Annotated in this window: 14 protein-coding genes; 8 read left to right on the top strand and 6 right to left on the bottom strand. The window is 43.7% G+C overall.

All coding sequences use genetic code 11. The features are described from left to right. Positions 1–10: 10 nt before the first annotated feature. Positions 11–1,552: a hypothetical protein gene (locus OO778_RS18735; RefSeq protein WP_264912428.1), complete on the bottom strand. Its 1,542-nt coding sequence runs from the start codon at positions 1,550–1,552 to the stop codon at positions 11–13. A 366-nt stretch (positions 1,553–1,918) separates the two neighbouring features. Here OO778_RS18735 and OO778_RS18730 point away from each other — a divergent pair, with 366 nt between their 5' ends. Both OO778_RS18730 and OO778_RS18725 read left to right on the top strand, forming a co-directional pair. Then, on the top strand, positions 1,919–2,611 hold the full coding sequence (locus OO778_RS18730; protein WP_264912426.1) for a response regulator transcription factor: 693 nt from the start codon (positions 1,919–1,921) through the stop codon (positions 2,609–2,611). Between the two features lie 3 nt (positions 2,612–2,614). Beyond that, complete coding sequence (locus OO778_RS18725) at positions 2,615–3,937, top strand: ATP-binding protein (protein ID WP_264912424.1); 1,323 nt, start codon at positions 2,615–2,617, stop codon at positions 3,935–3,937. On the opposite strand, the gene OO778_RS18720 is transcribed toward OO778_RS18725, so the two are convergent. Continuing rightward, positions 3,918–4,574 carry a pyridoxamine 5'-phosphate oxidase family protein gene (locus tag OO778_RS18720; RefSeq protein WP_264912422.1) on the bottom strand — a complete coding sequence of 219 codons (657 nt, stop codon included), beginning with the start codon at positions 4,572–4,574 and terminating at the stop codon, positions 3,918–3,920. The two genes, OO778_RS18725 and OO778_RS18720, sit on opposite strands and share 20 nt — an antisense overlap. Before the next feature lie 100 nt (positions 4,575–4,674). Here OO778_RS18720 and OO778_RS18715 point away from each other — a divergent pair, with 100 nt between their 5' ends. Continuing rightward, on the top strand, positions 4,675–6,120 hold the full coding sequence (locus OO778_RS18715) for a PLP-dependent aminotransferase family protein (RefSeq protein WP_264912421.1): 1,446 nt from the start codon (positions 4,675–4,677) through the stop codon (positions 6,118–6,120). Here OO778_RS18715 and yjeH read toward each other — a convergent pair whose 3' ends face one another. After that, positions 6,121–7,383 (bottom strand): L-methionine/branched-chain amino acid transporter, encoded by a 1,263-nt coding sequence (gene yjeH / locus OO778_RS18710; RefSeq protein WP_258459525.1) that lies wholly within the window; start codon positions 7,381–7,383, stop codon positions 6,121–6,123. It lies immediately after the preceding gene. 327 nt (positions 7,384–7,710) lie between these two features. On the opposite strand from yjeH, the gene OO778_RS18705 reads away from it, so the two are divergent. The 4 genes from OO778_RS18705 to OO778_RS18690 all read left to right on the top strand — a co-directional run bounded on the left by OO778_RS18705 (position 7,711) and on the right by OO778_RS18690 (position 10,491). Continuing rightward, on the top strand, positions 7,711–8,166 hold the full coding sequence (locus tag OO778_RS18705) for an Lrp/AsnC family transcriptional regulator (protein ID WP_005396378.1): 456 nt from the start codon (positions 7,711–7,713) through the stop codon (positions 8,164–8,166). Positions 8,167–8,208: 42 nt separating this feature from the next. Beyond that, positions 8,209–9,123, top strand: a complete 915-nt coding sequence (locus OO778_RS18700; RefSeq protein ID WP_065646227.1) for a LysR family transcriptional regulator — start codon at positions 8,209–8,211, stop codon at positions 9,121–9,123. Positions 9,124–9,218: 95 nt separating this feature from the next. Continuing rightward, positions 9,219–9,833: a LysE family translocator gene (locus OO778_RS18695; RefSeq protein WP_046875874.1), complete on the top strand. Its 615-nt coding sequence runs from the start codon at positions 9,219–9,221 to the stop codon at positions 9,831–9,833. 418 nt (positions 9,834–10,251) lie between these two features. Next, positions 10,252–10,491, top strand: coding sequence for a hypothetical protein (locus OO778_RS18690; RefSeq protein ID WP_237308774.1), 240 nt, complete (start codon positions 10,252–10,254; stop codon positions 10,489–10,491). 126 nt (positions 10,492–10,617) lie between these two features. Here the strand turns inward: OO778_RS18690 and OO778_RS18685 are convergent, their stop codons facing one another. Both OO778_RS18685 and OO778_RS18680 read right to left on the bottom strand, forming a co-directional pair. Then, the gene (locus tag OO778_RS18685; protein ID WP_005397748.1) at positions 10,618–10,839 is read right to left on the bottom strand and encodes a hypothetical protein; all 222 of its coding nucleotides are present in this window, start codon (positions 10,837–10,839) and stop codon (positions 10,618–10,620) included. Between the two features lie 240 nt (positions 10,840–11,079). Further along, the gene (locus tag OO778_RS18680) at positions 11,080–12,513 is read right to left on the bottom strand and encodes a glyceraldehyde-3-phosphate dehydrogenase (protein WP_006741169.1); all 1,434 of its coding nucleotides are present in this window, start codon (positions 12,511–12,513) and stop codon (positions 11,080–11,082) included. Between the two features lie 615 nt (positions 12,514–13,128). Between OO778_RS18680 and OO778_RS18675 the strand changes: the two genes are divergently transcribed. Further along, complete coding sequence (locus OO778_RS18675; protein ID WP_264912415.1) at positions 13,129–15,765, top strand: ATP-binding protein; 2,637 nt, start codon at positions 13,129–13,131, stop codon at positions 15,763–15,765. Positions 15,766–15,827: 62 nt separating this feature from the next. Here the strand turns inward: OO778_RS18675 and OO778_RS18670 are convergent, their stop codons facing one another. Continuing rightward, positions 15,828–17,165, bottom strand: coding sequence for an MATE family efflux transporter (locus OO778_RS18670; protein ID WP_065646232.1), 1,338 nt, complete (start codon positions 17,163–17,165; stop codon positions 15,828–15,830). Positions 17,166–17,259 lie beyond the last annotated feature (94 nt).

The following is a 17,259-nucleotide window of genomic DNA, read 5'->3' as shown; positions in this document are numbered from 1 at the left end:
TTTTCATCGTTTATAGCTCGGTTACATCTAAGATTTGGTCGGTGAATTGGATCTTTTGAATGTCGTACAACTCATCAGAGCCTGTACTCGGGCACTTAACAGAAACGCTCTTTGCTTTGATAACAGTACATTCTGCCAGTTTGTGTGGCACGATATAGGTGTTGATACCACCTTCACCATAAATGCTGTTGTCTTTGCTGTTGCCTTCAAAGGTATTGTCTTGGTCATTACCGATGACATTCATCGCGTCGTCGCCAATGATCTTCACTTTTGTCAGCCACTGAGATTTGTAGGTGTATGCTTCTATCAAGCCGTCTTTGTTGGGAGCCATACGAAAGGTAGGCACTGTGCCTGGATTTGTCTTTTCTGTGTAAAGTTTGACGCCCGCAGAGTCGATGTTCGCGGTGTATTGCAAGTATCCGTGGAATAAGCCGCTGATCCAATCAACGGCTTGTGGATCTTGAGTTTGCATTTCTTCACGTGTTAACGCTTGGTAGCCATCTAAACCTTGTCCGTTTGCTTTTGCTACACCCATGTAAGCTTCAAAAGCGGCAGCAAAGTATTCGTGAGAATATGAAGGGCCCGTTTGTTTAACACTTTCAGGATCGAAGTCGTCCGATTTCCAATCGTCCCAGTCATACTTAGTTGGGCGCCACACCGTCGGTTTGCCCGCTTGAATATCGTTATAGATTTTTAACGCATGAGCTTGAATGTCATTTTGCAGTGCCGCAGTCCCCGTGTTAGGTGCAATACCTTGCGCTTGGACCAAGTGTAAAATTTCTTCAAAAGCGGCGTCTCGTTCGGCTTTTTTACCAAGATTGGCACAGTAATCGGCAAAATTACTCATGTAATGGCAATCGCCTTCAACTGTCAGTTCTCGATACATCAGAGATTGGCTGTTCCTTAGCCAGTTTGGTGTTTCTTTACTATTTACTACTGTTGCCACGATAGATGTGACAAGTGTATCCATATCATCTTCGTTAAGTACCATCATGCTTACAACAAACTTTTCTAGAGAACTCGTATCAAAAGAGTGTGCTAAGCCCGAGTTTGTCACTGCATCGTTCAGTTTGTCTTGGCGAATCAGTTCGTTGATAAAGATTTTGGTTAGCATCTCATCATTCTGTTCGTCGTTTTCGGTCAGCATTAGTGTGGCATCACGCTCGGCTAATGTCTTAGCGATACGAGACTTGTCAGCGCCGTACTTAGAGTCTGGTTGGTTTGTGAGAAGGTGTTGGATGATTTTGGCTGCACGAAAGATTTTTTCATTATTCGCACCGTCATCAACAGCCACAATGTGAAATGCATCATTGTTATTTGCTTCAGAAAGGGAGATTTTCACATAGTGGGTGAAGCCCGCATCAGCAGCCACTTTTAACTTGGCTGGAAGCTCTGTAGAAACGACAGTTGGGATTGTGACAGTGCTCAATGTTGGCGCTGGTGGTGTTGGAGGTGTCGCTGTCGATGGTTTCGAATTAGATTCACTGCCGCCGCAAGCAGTTAGACTTATCGCGCAAAATATGGCTAAAGGTGTTAATTGGGAATATCTCATTTCATGTTACTCGTAGACTTTATTAGAGCAAGAAACTTAGAAGCAACATAAAGTCCTGTCTATATAAGCAAACTAAGTCATATATATCGATATTATTTTTTGGTAAGGACTATCATTCGATATATTTAAAAATATAGTAGATTTTTATTCCGAATTTTATTTTTTATGTGAAGCTATATTCTGCTAATGAATAAAACATCAGGTTATTGCATGGTTTTAGGGGCGTAGAATGATTAGGATTATCGTATATGTATGGTTTGTAAGCGTATGTAAGCCTGCTTTTTATTAAAATTATCATTTAAGTGGGTTGCGCAGTATAGGACGAGCGATATACTCCCTCCATCATATTGGTGGAGTAAATGATTCATGGTGGGCAATACAATCTTACTGGTAGAAGACGACTCTGAGATTGCTCGATTAACCAAAATGTACCTCGAAGCCGAAGGCTATACAGTAACTGTTATCGATAACGGTCAAAATGCATTAGAAACGATTCACGGACTCAATCCGGACCTAGTGCTGTTAGATTTGATGTTACCGGGAAAAAATGGCGCAGAAATATGCCAAGAGGCACGTAAATTTTATCATGGGATTATCATTGTTTTGACTGCAACCGATGATGAAATGAGCGAGGTGAGCTTATTTAAGTTCGGTGCTGATGATTACCTTACCAAACCGATAAAAGGCAATATCCTTCTCGCCCGTATTGAAGCGGCGTTGCGTCGCTATCGTAGTCAAGCTGATACCGTTGAAGAAGAAAAGCTGAGCCGATATGGCATTAGCCTTTGTCTTCGTCGTTCCCAAGCATTTTATTTGCAAAAAGATATTGGTTTGACGAGTTCTGAGTTTGAAATTTTAGAGCTCCTGATGCTGAATGTCGATAAGCCAGTATCTCGTGAATCATGTTGCCGTCTTGCCAGAGGTATTGAATACTGTATTACTGATCGTTCGATTGATATGCGTATATCCTCACTAAGGAAGAAATTCTCTAAGGCTCATATCCATACCGCTACCATTAAGACCATACGTCACCACGGCTATATGCTGACAGGTAAATGACGCATGTTTTCCCTGTTTACTCGTCTATATGTGGGGTTAGTTACTGGCCTTGCGCTGACTGTTGCTTTGTTTCTCTTTATGGGGGAAGAGTACATGCGCAAAACAGAAGTCGGTGTTTTTTTGAGTGATGGTGCTTATTTTGTCGATCAATACATTGAGCAACGAGGTACACCGGATTCTCTCTACAAGAAGTTAACCGAAAACGGCAAGCAAGATTTCTTTATCTTTGATTTAACATTGGTTGAAAACTGGGACGGATCACCGCCTTGTCGAGATTGTAAGCTGCTGTACCGAATACAAGGGATACCTGTTTATCTTATTGATGGCAGTACCTATGCTGCGGTATTCCCTTTACCTAACACCTCGAAGAGTTTAGTTTTCAAAGAAAAAACGGATTTCTTTAGCCCAGATGTTGATTGGAATGAAGATTCTGAGATTGTATTTATACTGACTCTACTTTTGGTTGTTGTGTGCAGTTTAGGCATTATGGTTTACATACCTGTACGACGTCTTGACCGCCAAATTCGGCAACTAACGGCTGCACAACAACAATTTGGTTATGGTGAGTTGAATACGCGAGTCGATCTAAAGCAATTTTCGCAACCCGTGAAAGAGCTCGCCCAAGGCTTCAACTGCATGTCTGAAGAGATTGAGAGACGAGTACGCCAAACACACATCTTTACTCAAGCTATTCCTCATGAAGTGCGCACTCCGCTGAGTCGTATTCAGCTAGCGACGGATTTAGCTAGGCGCACGAGTGGTGAAATGCAGGCAGAGTTACATGACGATATTGAACGATACGTTGATGTAGTGACGGATTTAACTTCCGACATCGTCATGCTGTCTCGCTTGAGTGTGAAAAACCACTCTTGGGTCGATTCTGTTGAAACCATGGAACTGCCACTTTGGTGCAAAAGCCGTATGAATTACCTAGGCTTAGAGTCCGCCATGTTGAGAGCGGAAAATGAACTCGCGAACCAATTGATTCACTTTCAGCCTACTTTGGGTAACCTCGTCCTCGATAATTTACTGCAAAACGCCAAGCGTTACGGTGAATCCTGCGTTGAGGTGACGATTCGAATGGTAGCGGATTGCTGGAGCATCGATATTGAGGACGATGGTCCGGGCGTACCTGAAGCGATGCGAGAAGAAGTATTTATGCCATTTTCGCGTTTAGACAAAAGCCGCAACGCCGACGTGAAAGGCTTTGGTTTAGGGCTTGCCATCGCTACCAGTGCAGCGAGGCAATTAGGTTGGGAACTTTCTGTCGGCGAGAGTCACTTAGGCGGCGCACGTTTTACGGTGCTTATTCCTGCCAACGATTAGAGTAGGCATTGCGGTAGTCTGGTTCAGCGATACCTTCATACAAATCTTCACAAGCTTGCAGTGGACCTACGACAGTTCGGTAGGGTAGGACACCTGCCCAAACAGGAATATCCATGTCTTCCGCATCGTCGTTGACGCCAAAATTGCTGATTTTCACAGATGCCTCTGTGAGTGGGATACGCAGCAGCATGGTGGCTTTGAGCTCTTTTTCATTACTCAAACGGACTTGTTTTGTTCTCCCTGGAGCGATCTGTTCGATAAAGTGATTCAGCAACCTGTCTTTTTCTTGGTTATTCTCCACCATCTCAAACTGGCCAAAGACCACGGCGCTACGATAATGCGCACTGTGGTGAAATGCACTTCGAGCCAATACCCAACCATCAAGCAAAGTAAAGGTTAAGCACGTTTGCACTCCTCGTTTGAGTGAGCGTAACAGTCGACTGTTGTTGGCACCATGGATATACACGTAATCATCGACACGCCATGCCAGCATAGGGATGACCACAGGGCCTGACTCGTTGGTTATCGCAATATGAGCGATTAGGCTTTCATCTATGATGGCGTGCAGTTTGCTAACATCAGAGACGGCTTTATGTGCGCCTTTCTTAATTTCCGTTCTATTGGTGTTGGATAGCATTTTCTCTCCTTGTTTGCTCACGATTACGAGCGATTGATCCTCATTCTTTGATTGCAATGTAGCGTTTAACTGGTAGCTTAAAGAGAGCCACTTTTAACTAATGGATGGATCCAGTTTGTCTTTGATTGATATCGGTGACCTGCATTTAAAAGACAGTGATGGAACGCGTCAGCAAGCGTTGTTTTTTGCTATTCGCAAGAAAATTGTTCAAGGATTGTGGGTGAAGAATGGGAAGTTGCCTTCTACGCGGAAGCTTTCACAAGCGCTTAATCTAAGTAGGAATACCGTGATTTCGGCTTACGAGCAGTTAGTGGCGGAAGGGTACTTGAACAGCCAAAAAGGTTCTGGCTTTTATGTTGCCGTAGAACTGCCGGAGCAGTACTTGCCTGAACCTAATTCAGTTCAGAGAGACTCATCACCGAAAACCAACTTTGACATCAACCGCGCATTTGCACCGGGTGTGCCGGATTTGGACGCATTTCCGATGGCGCAGTGGCAAAAGCTAGTTGCTCGCCACATGTCCCGCACCTGCTTGCTAGGGAATCAAGATATTCAGGGCAGTTGGGCATTGCGCTGTGCTTTAGCTGACTACCTTGCATCAAGTCGTTCAGTGAATTGTTCCCCAGAGCGCATTATTATTACCTCTGGGGCGCAGCAAGCGTTGTCAATTGCGACGATGGTAGTGCTCAAACAAGGTGATAAGGTTTTGATGGAGCAACCAGGTTACGCGCAAATGCGGAAGTTGATTCAGTTCCAAAACTATCAATTTGAGCCTTTGTTCGTAAGAGAGAAATTAGGTTTTGATGTGGAAGCGGTGACCTCAAGCGATGCCGATGCGCTGTATATCACACCAAGTAATCAATATCCGATGGGTACCACACTCAATACCGAGCAAAGAGGGAAGATCATCAACTGGGCGGTCGAGCAATCAAGTTGGATCATCGAGGACGATTATGACAGCGAATTTCAGTTTGCTCATCGTCCCTACACCAGCTTACAGGGGCTAGCAGCTCAAATGGGTCGAGATGATCGTGTGTTGTATGTGGGTTCCTTCAGTAAAGTGATGTTTAACGGATTGCGGCTTGGCTACCTTGTGGTTCCTGAACGTTTAGTAGAGCAATGTTTGGTGGTTAAAGATGCGTTAAGTGGTGATTCACCGACGCACACTCAAGAAGCGTTGGCAGATTTTATTACCGAGGGTGGGTTGTTGCGCCATATCCGAAAAATGCGCCGACTATATAAAACCAAGCATGAACAGGTGCATTTATCCATTCAACAGCATTTTGGCGACAGTGTTTGTGTCGTTAGCCAAGCGGCGGGGCTTCATATTACGTTGAAATGGCAAAACGGTATAGATGAGCTGCGTTTTACAAAACTGGCAGAGCATGAAGGGATCATCTTGCGACCTTTGAGCTATTATGAACATCCAGGTTTCCAAGCACGTTACTGGCATGGTGCCGTGCTTGGTTACGGTAATATCGCGTTAGAGAACATAGACGCTGGTATCCAACGTTTAGCCCAAATTTTTCGACATGGGAAGCGGTGACTATTCAACTGCGCGTGTTTGTCGTTTATGTCGCCACTGTTTCCAAGGCAGTAAAAGTAGAGTGAAAATGCCAAGTGCATAAAACATTGACCAGCCTAAACATATAAAAACAGCGGTACAAAGCAATAGAGAAAGTCCCGCAAGCGCTTTACCAAACCCACGAAGTAATTTATAAGCGGCTAACATCGCCAACATGTAAACCAAAACGAATACACTATTTGCTAGCTTTAGGAAAAACTCCAGATCGAGCTGCGATAGCGTTCCTATCACGCAAGATATTAGCAGTACGCCGCCAACTAATAAGGTGGCTGAGAAAGGGACACCACGACGCGAAATCTTGGCTAGTGGGCTGTAAGGACGATGTTCCCGAGCTTGAGCCCAGACCATTCGCGCTAGGCTCTGTGTGTATAAGTTAACGCTCGCGAAACAAGCGGAGAATCCGATCAAACTGATTATCCATTTGGCCCCATCGCCAAGTAGTTGAGCACTCAACCATGGAATCGATGCATTATCGAATTGAGCATTACCATATGCACCAAACTTTAAAATAACAACAGAGCAAGCCCAGTACGTAGCTCCCGCTACAAAACAACCGACAATAATGGCAATAGGGAAGTCTCTTTGAGGGTTTTTGAATTCTTCCCCCATATGAGCAAAAGCCTCTATGCCAACAAAACACCAGAACATCACGCCAAGCGCTGCGGTAATAGGCCAGATTGACTCTTGTGTGATAGCTGGCATCACGAGATCGGCGGTGTTAACGTCGCCTTTCCATAAAAATGTGCCAACGAGCGCAAAGACACTCAAAGCAATAAGAGTTTGTAAATGACCTGATGACTTAGTGCCCATCAAGTTGACGAACACAAGAAGTAATACCGTTAGAATTTGTGCAAACAGATTATTGCTAATAGGCTCTGGCAATATTTGCTGTAGAAAGCCTGCGGCGAGTGCAATCGCGGCCGGAACCCCTACCGGAATGACACTAACAAATAGCCAAGCTACACTACTTTCCAGCTTGGCGTTAAATGCTTTACGCACAAAAAATGCGGTTCCGCCCGCGTTGGGATATCGCTTGCCTAGCTGGGCAAAAGTCAGCGCAATAGGACAAATGGCGATGAATAATAAAATCCAGGCCCATAGTGAAAAATGACCCGCTATGCCTGCTGCAATGGCTGGTATCATAAAAAGCCCCGTTCCCATTAATGTTGTGGATAGTTGGGCGATACCGGATGTGAGTGAAATGTCTTTTTTGAGCTGTTCCATGCTAATTGATTCATCCAATGTTGTAGGACTTATGACGAAAACGCTTGTGGCTTCTAATTATCTCATTTATTGGAGTTTAATGAGCCCGCTGGTGCGCTGAGTGCATAAGAAGCGTATTTGATTTCAATGCGTTATCGTTCTTTTATTTGAATGGATAACGGTGCTCATCTCATGCTTACCAAATAGCATATCCAAAATCTTAATAACAAAATGATTTACTGAACCGTCAATATGACGGTTGTTTTAAATATTTCCAACAAAATGTTGGTTTCTTATGCAGTTAGAATCGGTATAGAATGAGAAAAATAAGGAAAGCTTGGTAAGTATATGGACAAGTTTGATCACAAGATTGTGGATCTTCTCCGACACAACGCTCGGCTGTCGGTGACTGAAATTGCGGATAAAGTGAACCTTTCTCGTTCTGCGGTGACGGCTCGTATTCGTAAGCTAGAACATGACAAAGTGATTCTCGGGTATCACGCTGAAATTGCCTCTTCAGGCGGGGACTCGATTTGTGCTTATTTTGCTCTAAAGTTCGATAAATCTACATCCACGTATTATTGCGAATCATATGCCGACGAACTATACAAAATCGATGGCGTAAAATGGTGCCATGCAATCAGTGGTGAAACGGATATGATGGTTTTTGTCGAAGTACCTACGATGACTCGTTTGAACGAAATCAGAGATCAAATTCAACGTTACCCAGAGCTAAGGCACCTCATGACTCATACCGTTTTAGCTGAGTTCTTTAATACGACTGGCAACCAGTTTGTGAAATAAGCATCATGGGTGTCATTATTTATTAAACCTTCTTGAGCCGGTATGTTAAACAACATCAATTTGAATCTACTTAGGTCCTTGCATGTACTTTTAGAAGAGTGTCATGTCAGCCGAACTGCAGAACGTTTGCACATTACTCAGTCTGCGGTTAGCCGACAGCTTGCACAATTGCGCGATCTGTGTGGTGACCCACTGCTTATTCGTCAAGGTAATCAGCTGATACCAACCCCGCGAGCAATAGCATTAAAATCAAAGCTTGATGCGTTACTGGCTGAGTTTGACCATTTACTCGATGACAAACCTTTTGAGCCGCAACTGTGGCAAGGCGAGCTGGTTATTGCCTCAAGTGATTACGTGGCACAATACGTTTTGCCCGATATTGCATCTCACTTAGGTGAACAAGCACCACAATTGGATTTGGCGTATCGACTGTGGCAACTAGATTTTATCGATAAGCTTCACGAGTTAGGAATCCATCTTGCTTCTTCTATGTATCCCACTCAGCCTGAAGGTGTATCTAGCATCAATATTGGTTCTGATAAGTCAGTTTGTTTGATGAAGGCGTCTCACCCTTTAGCTGGTAAGGCTTCGATTTCTATAGAGGACCTCATCAGTCATTCGCATATTCAAGTGACGGGTGGGGGAGACAAAGACTCAAGTACTGATATGGCACTAAAAGACAGGGGGCTGATGCGTCATGTTACCTTTAAAGTGCCTTTTTTCTCTGCGGCGGTAAACCGTTTGGTCTCAAGTGAGCACTTAATGGTAGTTCCGGAGCACATTGCAAATAATTTGGCCAAGCACTGGCCTTTGGTTCATAAAGCGCTTCCTTTTGAGACACCTACCCATGAATATTGGCTGATGTGGCATCCTAAATACGACAATGATCCAGCTCATCAGTGGGTGCGAGAGCAAATCCACGCGGTGATGAAAATATCGGAATACTCCATTCATTAGGTTATGATTTTAAATCATGACTTTTATGCGAAACTTTGATTTCAAATTATAGCTCTTCAATTGATAGATTGAGTTCAAATGGAGAGAGGTTATTTATGACACTAACAGTTTGGTTATCACTTTTTACCGTGTGTTTACTCGGTGCTATGTCACCTGGGCCTAGCCTAGCAATTGTGGCAAAACATGCCTTGGCTGGTGGACGCATCAATGGTTTGGCAACGGCTTGGGCACACGCTTTTGGAATTGGCATTTATGCGTTTATTACGCTGATTGGCCTAGCTGTTGTTTTGCAGCAAAGCCCGATGTTGTTCAAGACGATCAGCCTTGCAGGCGCGGCATATCTGGCATATTTAGGGTTCAATGCGCTGCGTTCGAAAGGCGGTGTGGCGGCGAAGTTGGAGTCAGGCGAGGAAACAACGGTAAGCCAGTCTGCTCGAGAAGGTTTTTTTATCTCGATTTTAAGCCCCAAAATTGCCTTGTTTTTTATCGCACTATTTAGTCAGTTTGTAGCGCTAGGTAATGATTTGAGCAATCAAATGATCATTGTGGCTACACCATTTGTTGTGGACGGGCTTTGGTATACTTTTATCACCCTAGTGTTATCGAGCTCTAAAGTAGTGGACAGAATTCGTTCTAAAGCGGTGTTAATTGATCGTTTGTCAGGGATTGTTCTCATGCTATTGGCACTTCGAGTGGTCGTAACCGTATAAATTTGCAAAGACAACAAAATATTAAAGGCAGCCCGGATGGCTGCCTTTTTCTGCTCTCAGTAAACCCTCATATAATTTACGTAATCTTGACGCTAAGTGCTGCTAAAGTTAATACTATCAATAGTGTTACTTTGGTTCACATTATCATTTGTAGTAAGCGCAGCTTTCCAACGCACTGTTATAATTAGAACGAGAGCCACTTAACGTTAATACTAACAGTGTCGCATATTAAGTCGAGAATGCTTTATTGGGTAAAACGGACTTTCCTCTTACTTATCCTATGAAAGGGGTAGAGACTTCATGACCGTTTAGAAGGTGAGAGAGCAATATGCAAAGAATAGTAAATCTAGCTCTAGTAGTAATTTTGACCAGTGTTTGCAGCGTTGCTTGGATATTCCTTTCAACAAAGAGCATATGGGTGTTTTTTGAACTGTTTGTATTCACGATGCTTGGTTTTGGGCTTTTGTACGCGCTACTACAAAAGGTTGATCCTCAGCACTTTGACTTCGTTTTAAATCACATAGAAGAAATAAAGAGAGAAGGCAGAGAAGCTTGCCAAAATGGGACCCCGAAAGAATCTAACCCATACTCTGGTGTTGATGGTGATTTGTGGGAGGCTGGCTACACAGCCTCTCACAACACAAAGATAAAACAATAAGCCGCTAGTTGCTTATTTGACGTTGTGCTTTTCAAAAAAAGCACCCTGCCATTGTAAAGACAGGGTGAAAGCAAGAAGTTTCTCAGGAGCAGTCGGGGGAGAGAAACTTATATAAATTCTATTTACTTATCGGCGAACCTCTTCGAACTCACCTTCGATAGCATCGGCTTTACCAGTATTGAATTCATACTCTTCATGCATTTCTTTCTGCATTTTCTTCACGCGCTTCTCAATACGCTTGCCTGTAATCAATGCTGCGATGGTCAACGGAATCGCAATGATCAAGCTAAAGACTAATGTAAAAAAGCCCGTAATCAGTGCCAGTGCGGTAACAATAATCCGATTCATAATCATGACCTCTCTGTAATTTATGTGTTCAGATTAATGCTGTGAACATGAACAAAACATGAATGATAGCCTTCACTTTGTCCGGAGAGTGTCAAATGAGCGAAATGAAAAAACGCCTGAGGGTGATCAGGCGTATAAACGGGGAAAAATATTAGTAATGCGCTTTGCGCTTATTATTTAGAACAAATATGAGATATTGTCCGTTACGCTATGTGGTTAACGTTGTGGAGCAAAGTTCACCTATCGAGGGAATGTTTGGTAACGAACACCCATCATTTGTTCCATACAGTGCACAACTTGGCAGCTGTAACCGAATTCGTTGTCGTACCAGATGTAAAGTACACAACGCTTGTCTTGTGCGATAGTCGCTTGACCATCTACGACGCCTGCATGGCGAGAGCCAACTAAGTCAGTTGATACAATTTCTGTTGAATCGGTGTAGTCAATCTGTGCCGAAAGCTCAGAGTTCAACGCCATTTCACGCAAGTAATCGTTCAGTGAATCACGGTCTACGTCTTCACCTAAGTTTAGGTTAGCGACTGCCATCGAAACGTTTGGTGTCGGTACGCGAATTGCGTTACCTGTTAGCTTACCAGCTAGCTCTGGCAGTGCTTTTGCTACTGCTTTAGCTGCGCCAGTTGAAGTTAGAACCATGTTCAGAGAAGCACTACGTCCACGGCGGTCACCAGAGTGGAAATTGTCGATCAAGTTTTGGTCGTTTGTGTATGAGTGCACGGTTTCGATGTGACCAGAAAGGACACCATATTTATCATTCAGCGCTTTAAGAACCGGCGTGATTGCGTTTGTGGTACAGCTCGCGGCAGAGATGATGGTGTCATCTTCTTGAATAACTGATTCATTTACACCGAATACAACGTTTTTGATATCGCCTTTACCTGGTGCCGTTAGCAGCACTTTCTCTGCACCTTGACACGCTAAGTGTTGGCTTAGGCCTTCAGAATCACGCCAAACACCTGTGTTATCAACAACAAGCGCGTTGTTAATACCGTAAGCAGAGTAGTCCACTTCGCTTGGATTGTTTGCGTAGATGATTTGGATGTAGTTACCGTTAACGATCAGAGCTTTACGTTCCTCATCGATCACAATGCTACCGTTGAACTGACCGTGGACTGAGTCACGACGCAGTAAGCTAGCACGCTTCTCTAAATCGCCTTTTTTACCGCCACGAACCACAATCGCTCGCAGTCGTAGTGGGTAACCTGGGCCACTTTTCTCGATTAGAAGGCGAGTTAGTAGTCGACCAATGCGACCAAAACCGTAAAGAACTACATCACGCGCTTTCAATGAAGAGTCTGCATCGCGTGCGCCATCAAGTGCAGTGATAAGGAAATCATTTAGAGAGGCAGTATCGTCATGTTCATTCCAGTACTTAGTTGCCAATTGGCCAACATCGACACGACACGAAGAAATGCTCATTTCACATAGCGCTTGAATGATAGGCATCGTGTGCTCAAGTGAGAGTGGGCTGCCTGTATAACGTCTTGCAACGCGATGAGTTTTGAGAATGTCTATAGTAGTAGCATTGATAAGCGTTTTACCAAACAGAACCACTTCGATTCCTTTTTGACGATATAGCTTACCAATTAGAGGGGAAATAGATTCAGCAATCGTTTGGCTAGTTTGCCAGTCTTGGAGATATTTCTCTGGACTCATTGTTGTATTAGACCTTTCACGTTTTGGGGGCTAACCATACTCCCTGCTGTTGCCTCTTCGGCAGCGTGCAAGAGTGTAGTGGGTTATGTAATCGGGTTGTAATAGTTATGTGTGCGGATTCTAAGGTCGGAGCCCTTATTCTGCTAGGAAAATTAAATCCAGTGTAAAACACTAGTTAAGGTCGTGTTAGTGGTGAATTAATGTGACTAAAGCGGTGATTTTCACGTATTGACATTTAAAAAGTCATCCACTTTTTTCGCGATGATAATGTGTGTTTTCAAATTAGTTTTGTTGTCACTGTGAATTCGTTTGCATTTTTGTGTGATTTGTCTCTATAAGGCAACGAAATAGGTGAACATATGGTTTGGAATTTTATGAAAAGTGATGTGCATCTTAGGTATGAGTGAAACTTAACTGTTTGAACTCAGCTTGAAGATCAAAAAGTATGATTCGAGTCACAATTACCATTTCATTGACCGATGGCGAAATAAGCGGAATGACCATGGTTTTGGTAGGTGAATGTTGTTTTAAAGTAACCATGTCGTATATGCCTTTCAATGCTAGAAACTAGTCTAGTATTAAATAATCGGATGAGATCAACCATTGGGCTGATGGATGTTGAGATTATCAATAAAAACACGCTTAGCACTCCTCGCACTATTACCCACGGTGGTGATAGTGGTTTTTGCAGTTCAGCAGTTTTCTGACAATGCGTTGCGCGTAAGCCGTCTCAATCAAACGGTAATCAATATCCAAGGTTTCCAGTTGATATCCCAAGCCTCTCATTTTATATACTCCATAGAGAAAGCACGCCGCCAGCCTACGCTTCAAGCATCAGCCGCACTTAATATAGAAGAACAAGACGGTGTTATTTCTTCCATGCATCAAAAATTCGTCAGTAACCCCAATACCGCTGAATATGCTGATGAGCTGAAAGAGGCCATGCTAGGGGTATTATCCGGTAGGTTGGACGAGATGGATGACCTTGGCGATTGGGCATTTCAACTGCTTCAAAATATGTCGCGCTCTTTGCTACAAAATCATCAGTGGTATGGCAGTGAGGACGGTATTCGAATGCAGAATTTTATTGCTTACCTTGCTCAGCTGTCTTTTTGGACACAGAAAGAAGCCTGGTTGACACATCGCCTAGTTCAAGATCCTAAGAGTCGGTTGAGTCAGAGTCTGTTTTTTCAGGCTATTGATCGACAGCAGCAAAATTTGGATGCGTTTTTAAATTTAGGAGGGTCATACGATCAAGTTGATAAATTGCTAGGCTTGTTTACGTCGCCGAGATATCAGAGAAATTTGGCATCTCGTGGGCGATTAATGTCAGGGGACATGTCACGTAGTGACTATGAAGCGTATTTGAGAGAACTCGATTTCCGTGTGCAACGCTTGCAAGTACTCATTGATGGGTTCACGAAACAAACAGAGCAGTCGCTCCTAACACAAGTTCATGAACAAAAGACCAATATTGCGATGATTACCTCTGGCGTTATTTTGGTTATCGTCATGCTTTGCTGGCTTGGCTTTGGCACTTGGTTTCGGGTTAATAGCAAACTAGATGCGATTATTCATACCTTAACGGCGCTGATCAACGATGAAGAGAAACAGACGAAAGTCAAAGTCGATGGCAGTGATGAACTGACGATTTTCGCTCAGCAAGTGAATCGAGTGGTTGAAGAAAAGCAGAGACAAACAGACGAAATACTCCATGCTAAAGAGTCAGCAGTATCTGCTAATCGCGCTAAATCAGTATTTCTTGCCAACATGTCGCATGAAATACGCACCCCCCTAAACGGTATTATGGGCATGACGGAGATACTCTCTCAAAGCGAATTATCTTCCCATCAACAAGAAGTCGTTGATGACATTGACTCTTCATCCCAAACTTTACTTACCTTGCTTAACGATATTTTGGATCTTTCTAAAATCGAATCTGGTCGACTGGAGTTGTCGTTAGTCGAGGCCGATATCCTAGAGGTGGTGTACCAGTCGATGGTTTTATTTCAATCCAAAGCCACATCTAAACAGCTAGAGCTGGGGATTAACTTAGCTGAAAACATTCCAACTCGAGTGATGGTTGATGATCATCGCATCAAGCAGGTCATCACGAATCTGGTATCGAATGCGGTCAAGTTTACCGAAAGCGGTCATATACGTGTTGATGTCAGTTATGACGAGTTACCTGAGAACGAGCGCGGAACGCTGATGTTTAAAGTCGAAGATACCGGGATAGGCATTGAACAAGATAAGTTAACGACGATTTTTGAACCCTTTACTCAGGAAGATGAAGGGGTGTCGAGGCAGTTCGGCGGAACGGGACTGGGATTGGCAATTTGTCGTCAACTGGTATCCATGATGGGAGGGCAGCTTATAGCGACATCCACAAAAGGAGTGGGCACATGCTTTGAATTCTCTATTGAGGTTGATGTTATTCCGGTGTTTGGCTGGCGCTCGGACGTGATAAATAAAGGGCTCTTGATCTGCACAAATTACGATTACGCTGATCAACTTTTGAAAGAGTGTCGATTAGCAAAAATCAATCTCTTTGGTGCGAATAATGTTAATGAAGTAAAAGCAATAAACGATGACTTTGATGTCATATTTCTGTGCCATAGTGACGACTCCAATACGGATGAAGCCTTAGATGAATTGTCACTCAAATATGATCTTCGTCGTGTGATTATTTGTCAGCATCATCTATCCACTCCCTACGACAATGCAGAAAGAGTACATGCTGTACTCACATTGCCTTTTCTTGGCAATCGATTTAAGCATGTCATTGACGACTTAGCGAAGGTAGAAAAAATCATTTCAAGTGACGCTGTCACTAATGGTGTTCCAAAGTCTGAATATCGAACGTCGCGCTCTCACAGGAGGATCTTAATCGCGGAGGATAACTTGATGAATCAGAAAATCGCGAGTTTCTTTCTGGATAAAGCAGGGTATGACTATTTGATAACAAGCAATGGACAAGAAGCGTTGGAAGCCATCACAAAGGGAGAAGAATTCGATGCAATTTTAATGGATTGTATGATGCCGGTGATGGATGGACTGACCGCGACGAAAGAAATTCGTCGTTGGGAAAAGAAAGCCGGGCGTGAGAAAACGACCATTATTGCGCTCACCGCGAGTGTTTTGGAAGAAGACATTCACAACTGTTTTGCTGCAGGTATGGATGCTTATTTACCTAAGCCTTATAAATCGAATCAGCTATTTGAGCTCTTCAATGAATTAAAACTCGCCTAACTCGATAACATTTCAATACGATAAAGCCCCAATCAAAGGGGCTTTAATTTAACCATTCATTGTCATGCGTTTGCTTGAGCGCCAGCGAGTTTACGTATGGTTTGTCGATAGGTTAGGTAAGCGGAAATGCCCGCCAGAATGTTGCCGATACAAGCGCCTAAAAGTAGACCTCGGATTCCCCCCATTTGAGCGCCAACCCATAAGCAAGGAAGGAAAAAGACAAACAAGCGTAGCGCTGAAATGGTGAGCGCGGTGTAAGACTTACCTAATGCATTGCAAAGAGAAACCATCAACATACATACACCTAGTGAACCTAAGCTGATAGGAACAATCAGCAAATGCATTTCTAATACTTGCTCTACTTGAACATCACTGGTCATCAGTAGTGCAAGTGGGTTTGCGACGGCAAACGTAATGGCTGCGATCAAAAGTTGAAAGCCCAGAATGAATTTTACGGCAATACTGACTAGCGATTGGATATCTTGGTAGTTCTTTGCGCCAAGTAAGCGCCCGACCATTGGGGGCATAGACATTGTCAGCGCTAACACCGAAACGATAGCAAAGAATTCGTAGCGTGAACCGAGCGCCCAAGCGGCGACTGCTGCGGTCCCGAAGCTTGCCAATAACTTTGTTGCTAACATGGACGACAACGGAGGCAGCAGTTGGCTGATCATCGCAGGTCCCATGATGTTACCGATAGACGCAACACTTTTAGCTACGTTGAGGTCTTGCCACTGCGTTGTTGCCCAGTGATTCTTCTTTACGCGAGGCGCGACGACTAAAATACCAAACCCAAAAGCAACGATGGTTGCTATTGCGGCTCCGTTAATACCCAAGTCAAACGTGAAAATAAATAGTGGATCGAGCACAAGGTTCACACCGCTGGTTACCATCATCATTGTGCCAGGCAACATGGTGTTGCCGTTAGCTCGGCAAATACTGTAGTAAAAATATAAAACCGCTCCAGTCCATGAACTTAGCAGCCACCAAGGCCAGTAGCTGTCGATAATCGGCATCACAGACTCTGGAGCACTTAATAGAGATAAAATGGGGTAGCGCAAAAGCCAAATTAGCCCTCCAAAAACGGCTACGCCGATTGAGCCAATCATCAAAACTAAGCCACCGAGCTGTTTGGCATAACGACTTTCATTCGCACCAAGCGCTTTAGAAATGACAGCGGTCGTGGCGATACCTAAACCGACTTGAATGCCGATAATGACCATTTGCAACGGAAGAGTAAAACCTTGAGCGGCCAAAGGTAAAACGCCGAGCTGACCGATAAACGCACTATCTACAAGCTGAAAGCTCATTAAAGATAGAACGCCAAATAGCATTGGCCAGGTCATCGTAAATAATTGTTTTGCAAGTGTTGGTTGTGTACTTGTCGTAGTTGAGGACATAGAAAGCTGAATGCGTTAGGAATAAGAGTTGGATTGATTGTACACGGCGCTTAGTTTAGAGACAAAAATAAACCCCGAGTAAGGTAGCTTTACT

This window comes from Vibrio sp. STUT-A16, assembly GCF_026000495.1.
In the GTDB taxonomy this organism is placed as follows: Bacteria; Pseudomonadota; Gammaproteobacteria; order Enterobacterales; family Vibrionaceae; genus Vibrio; species Vibrio diabolicus.
Note: the sequence above shows the minus strand (reverse complement) of the source record. Positions and strands in the feature narration are given on the sequence as shown.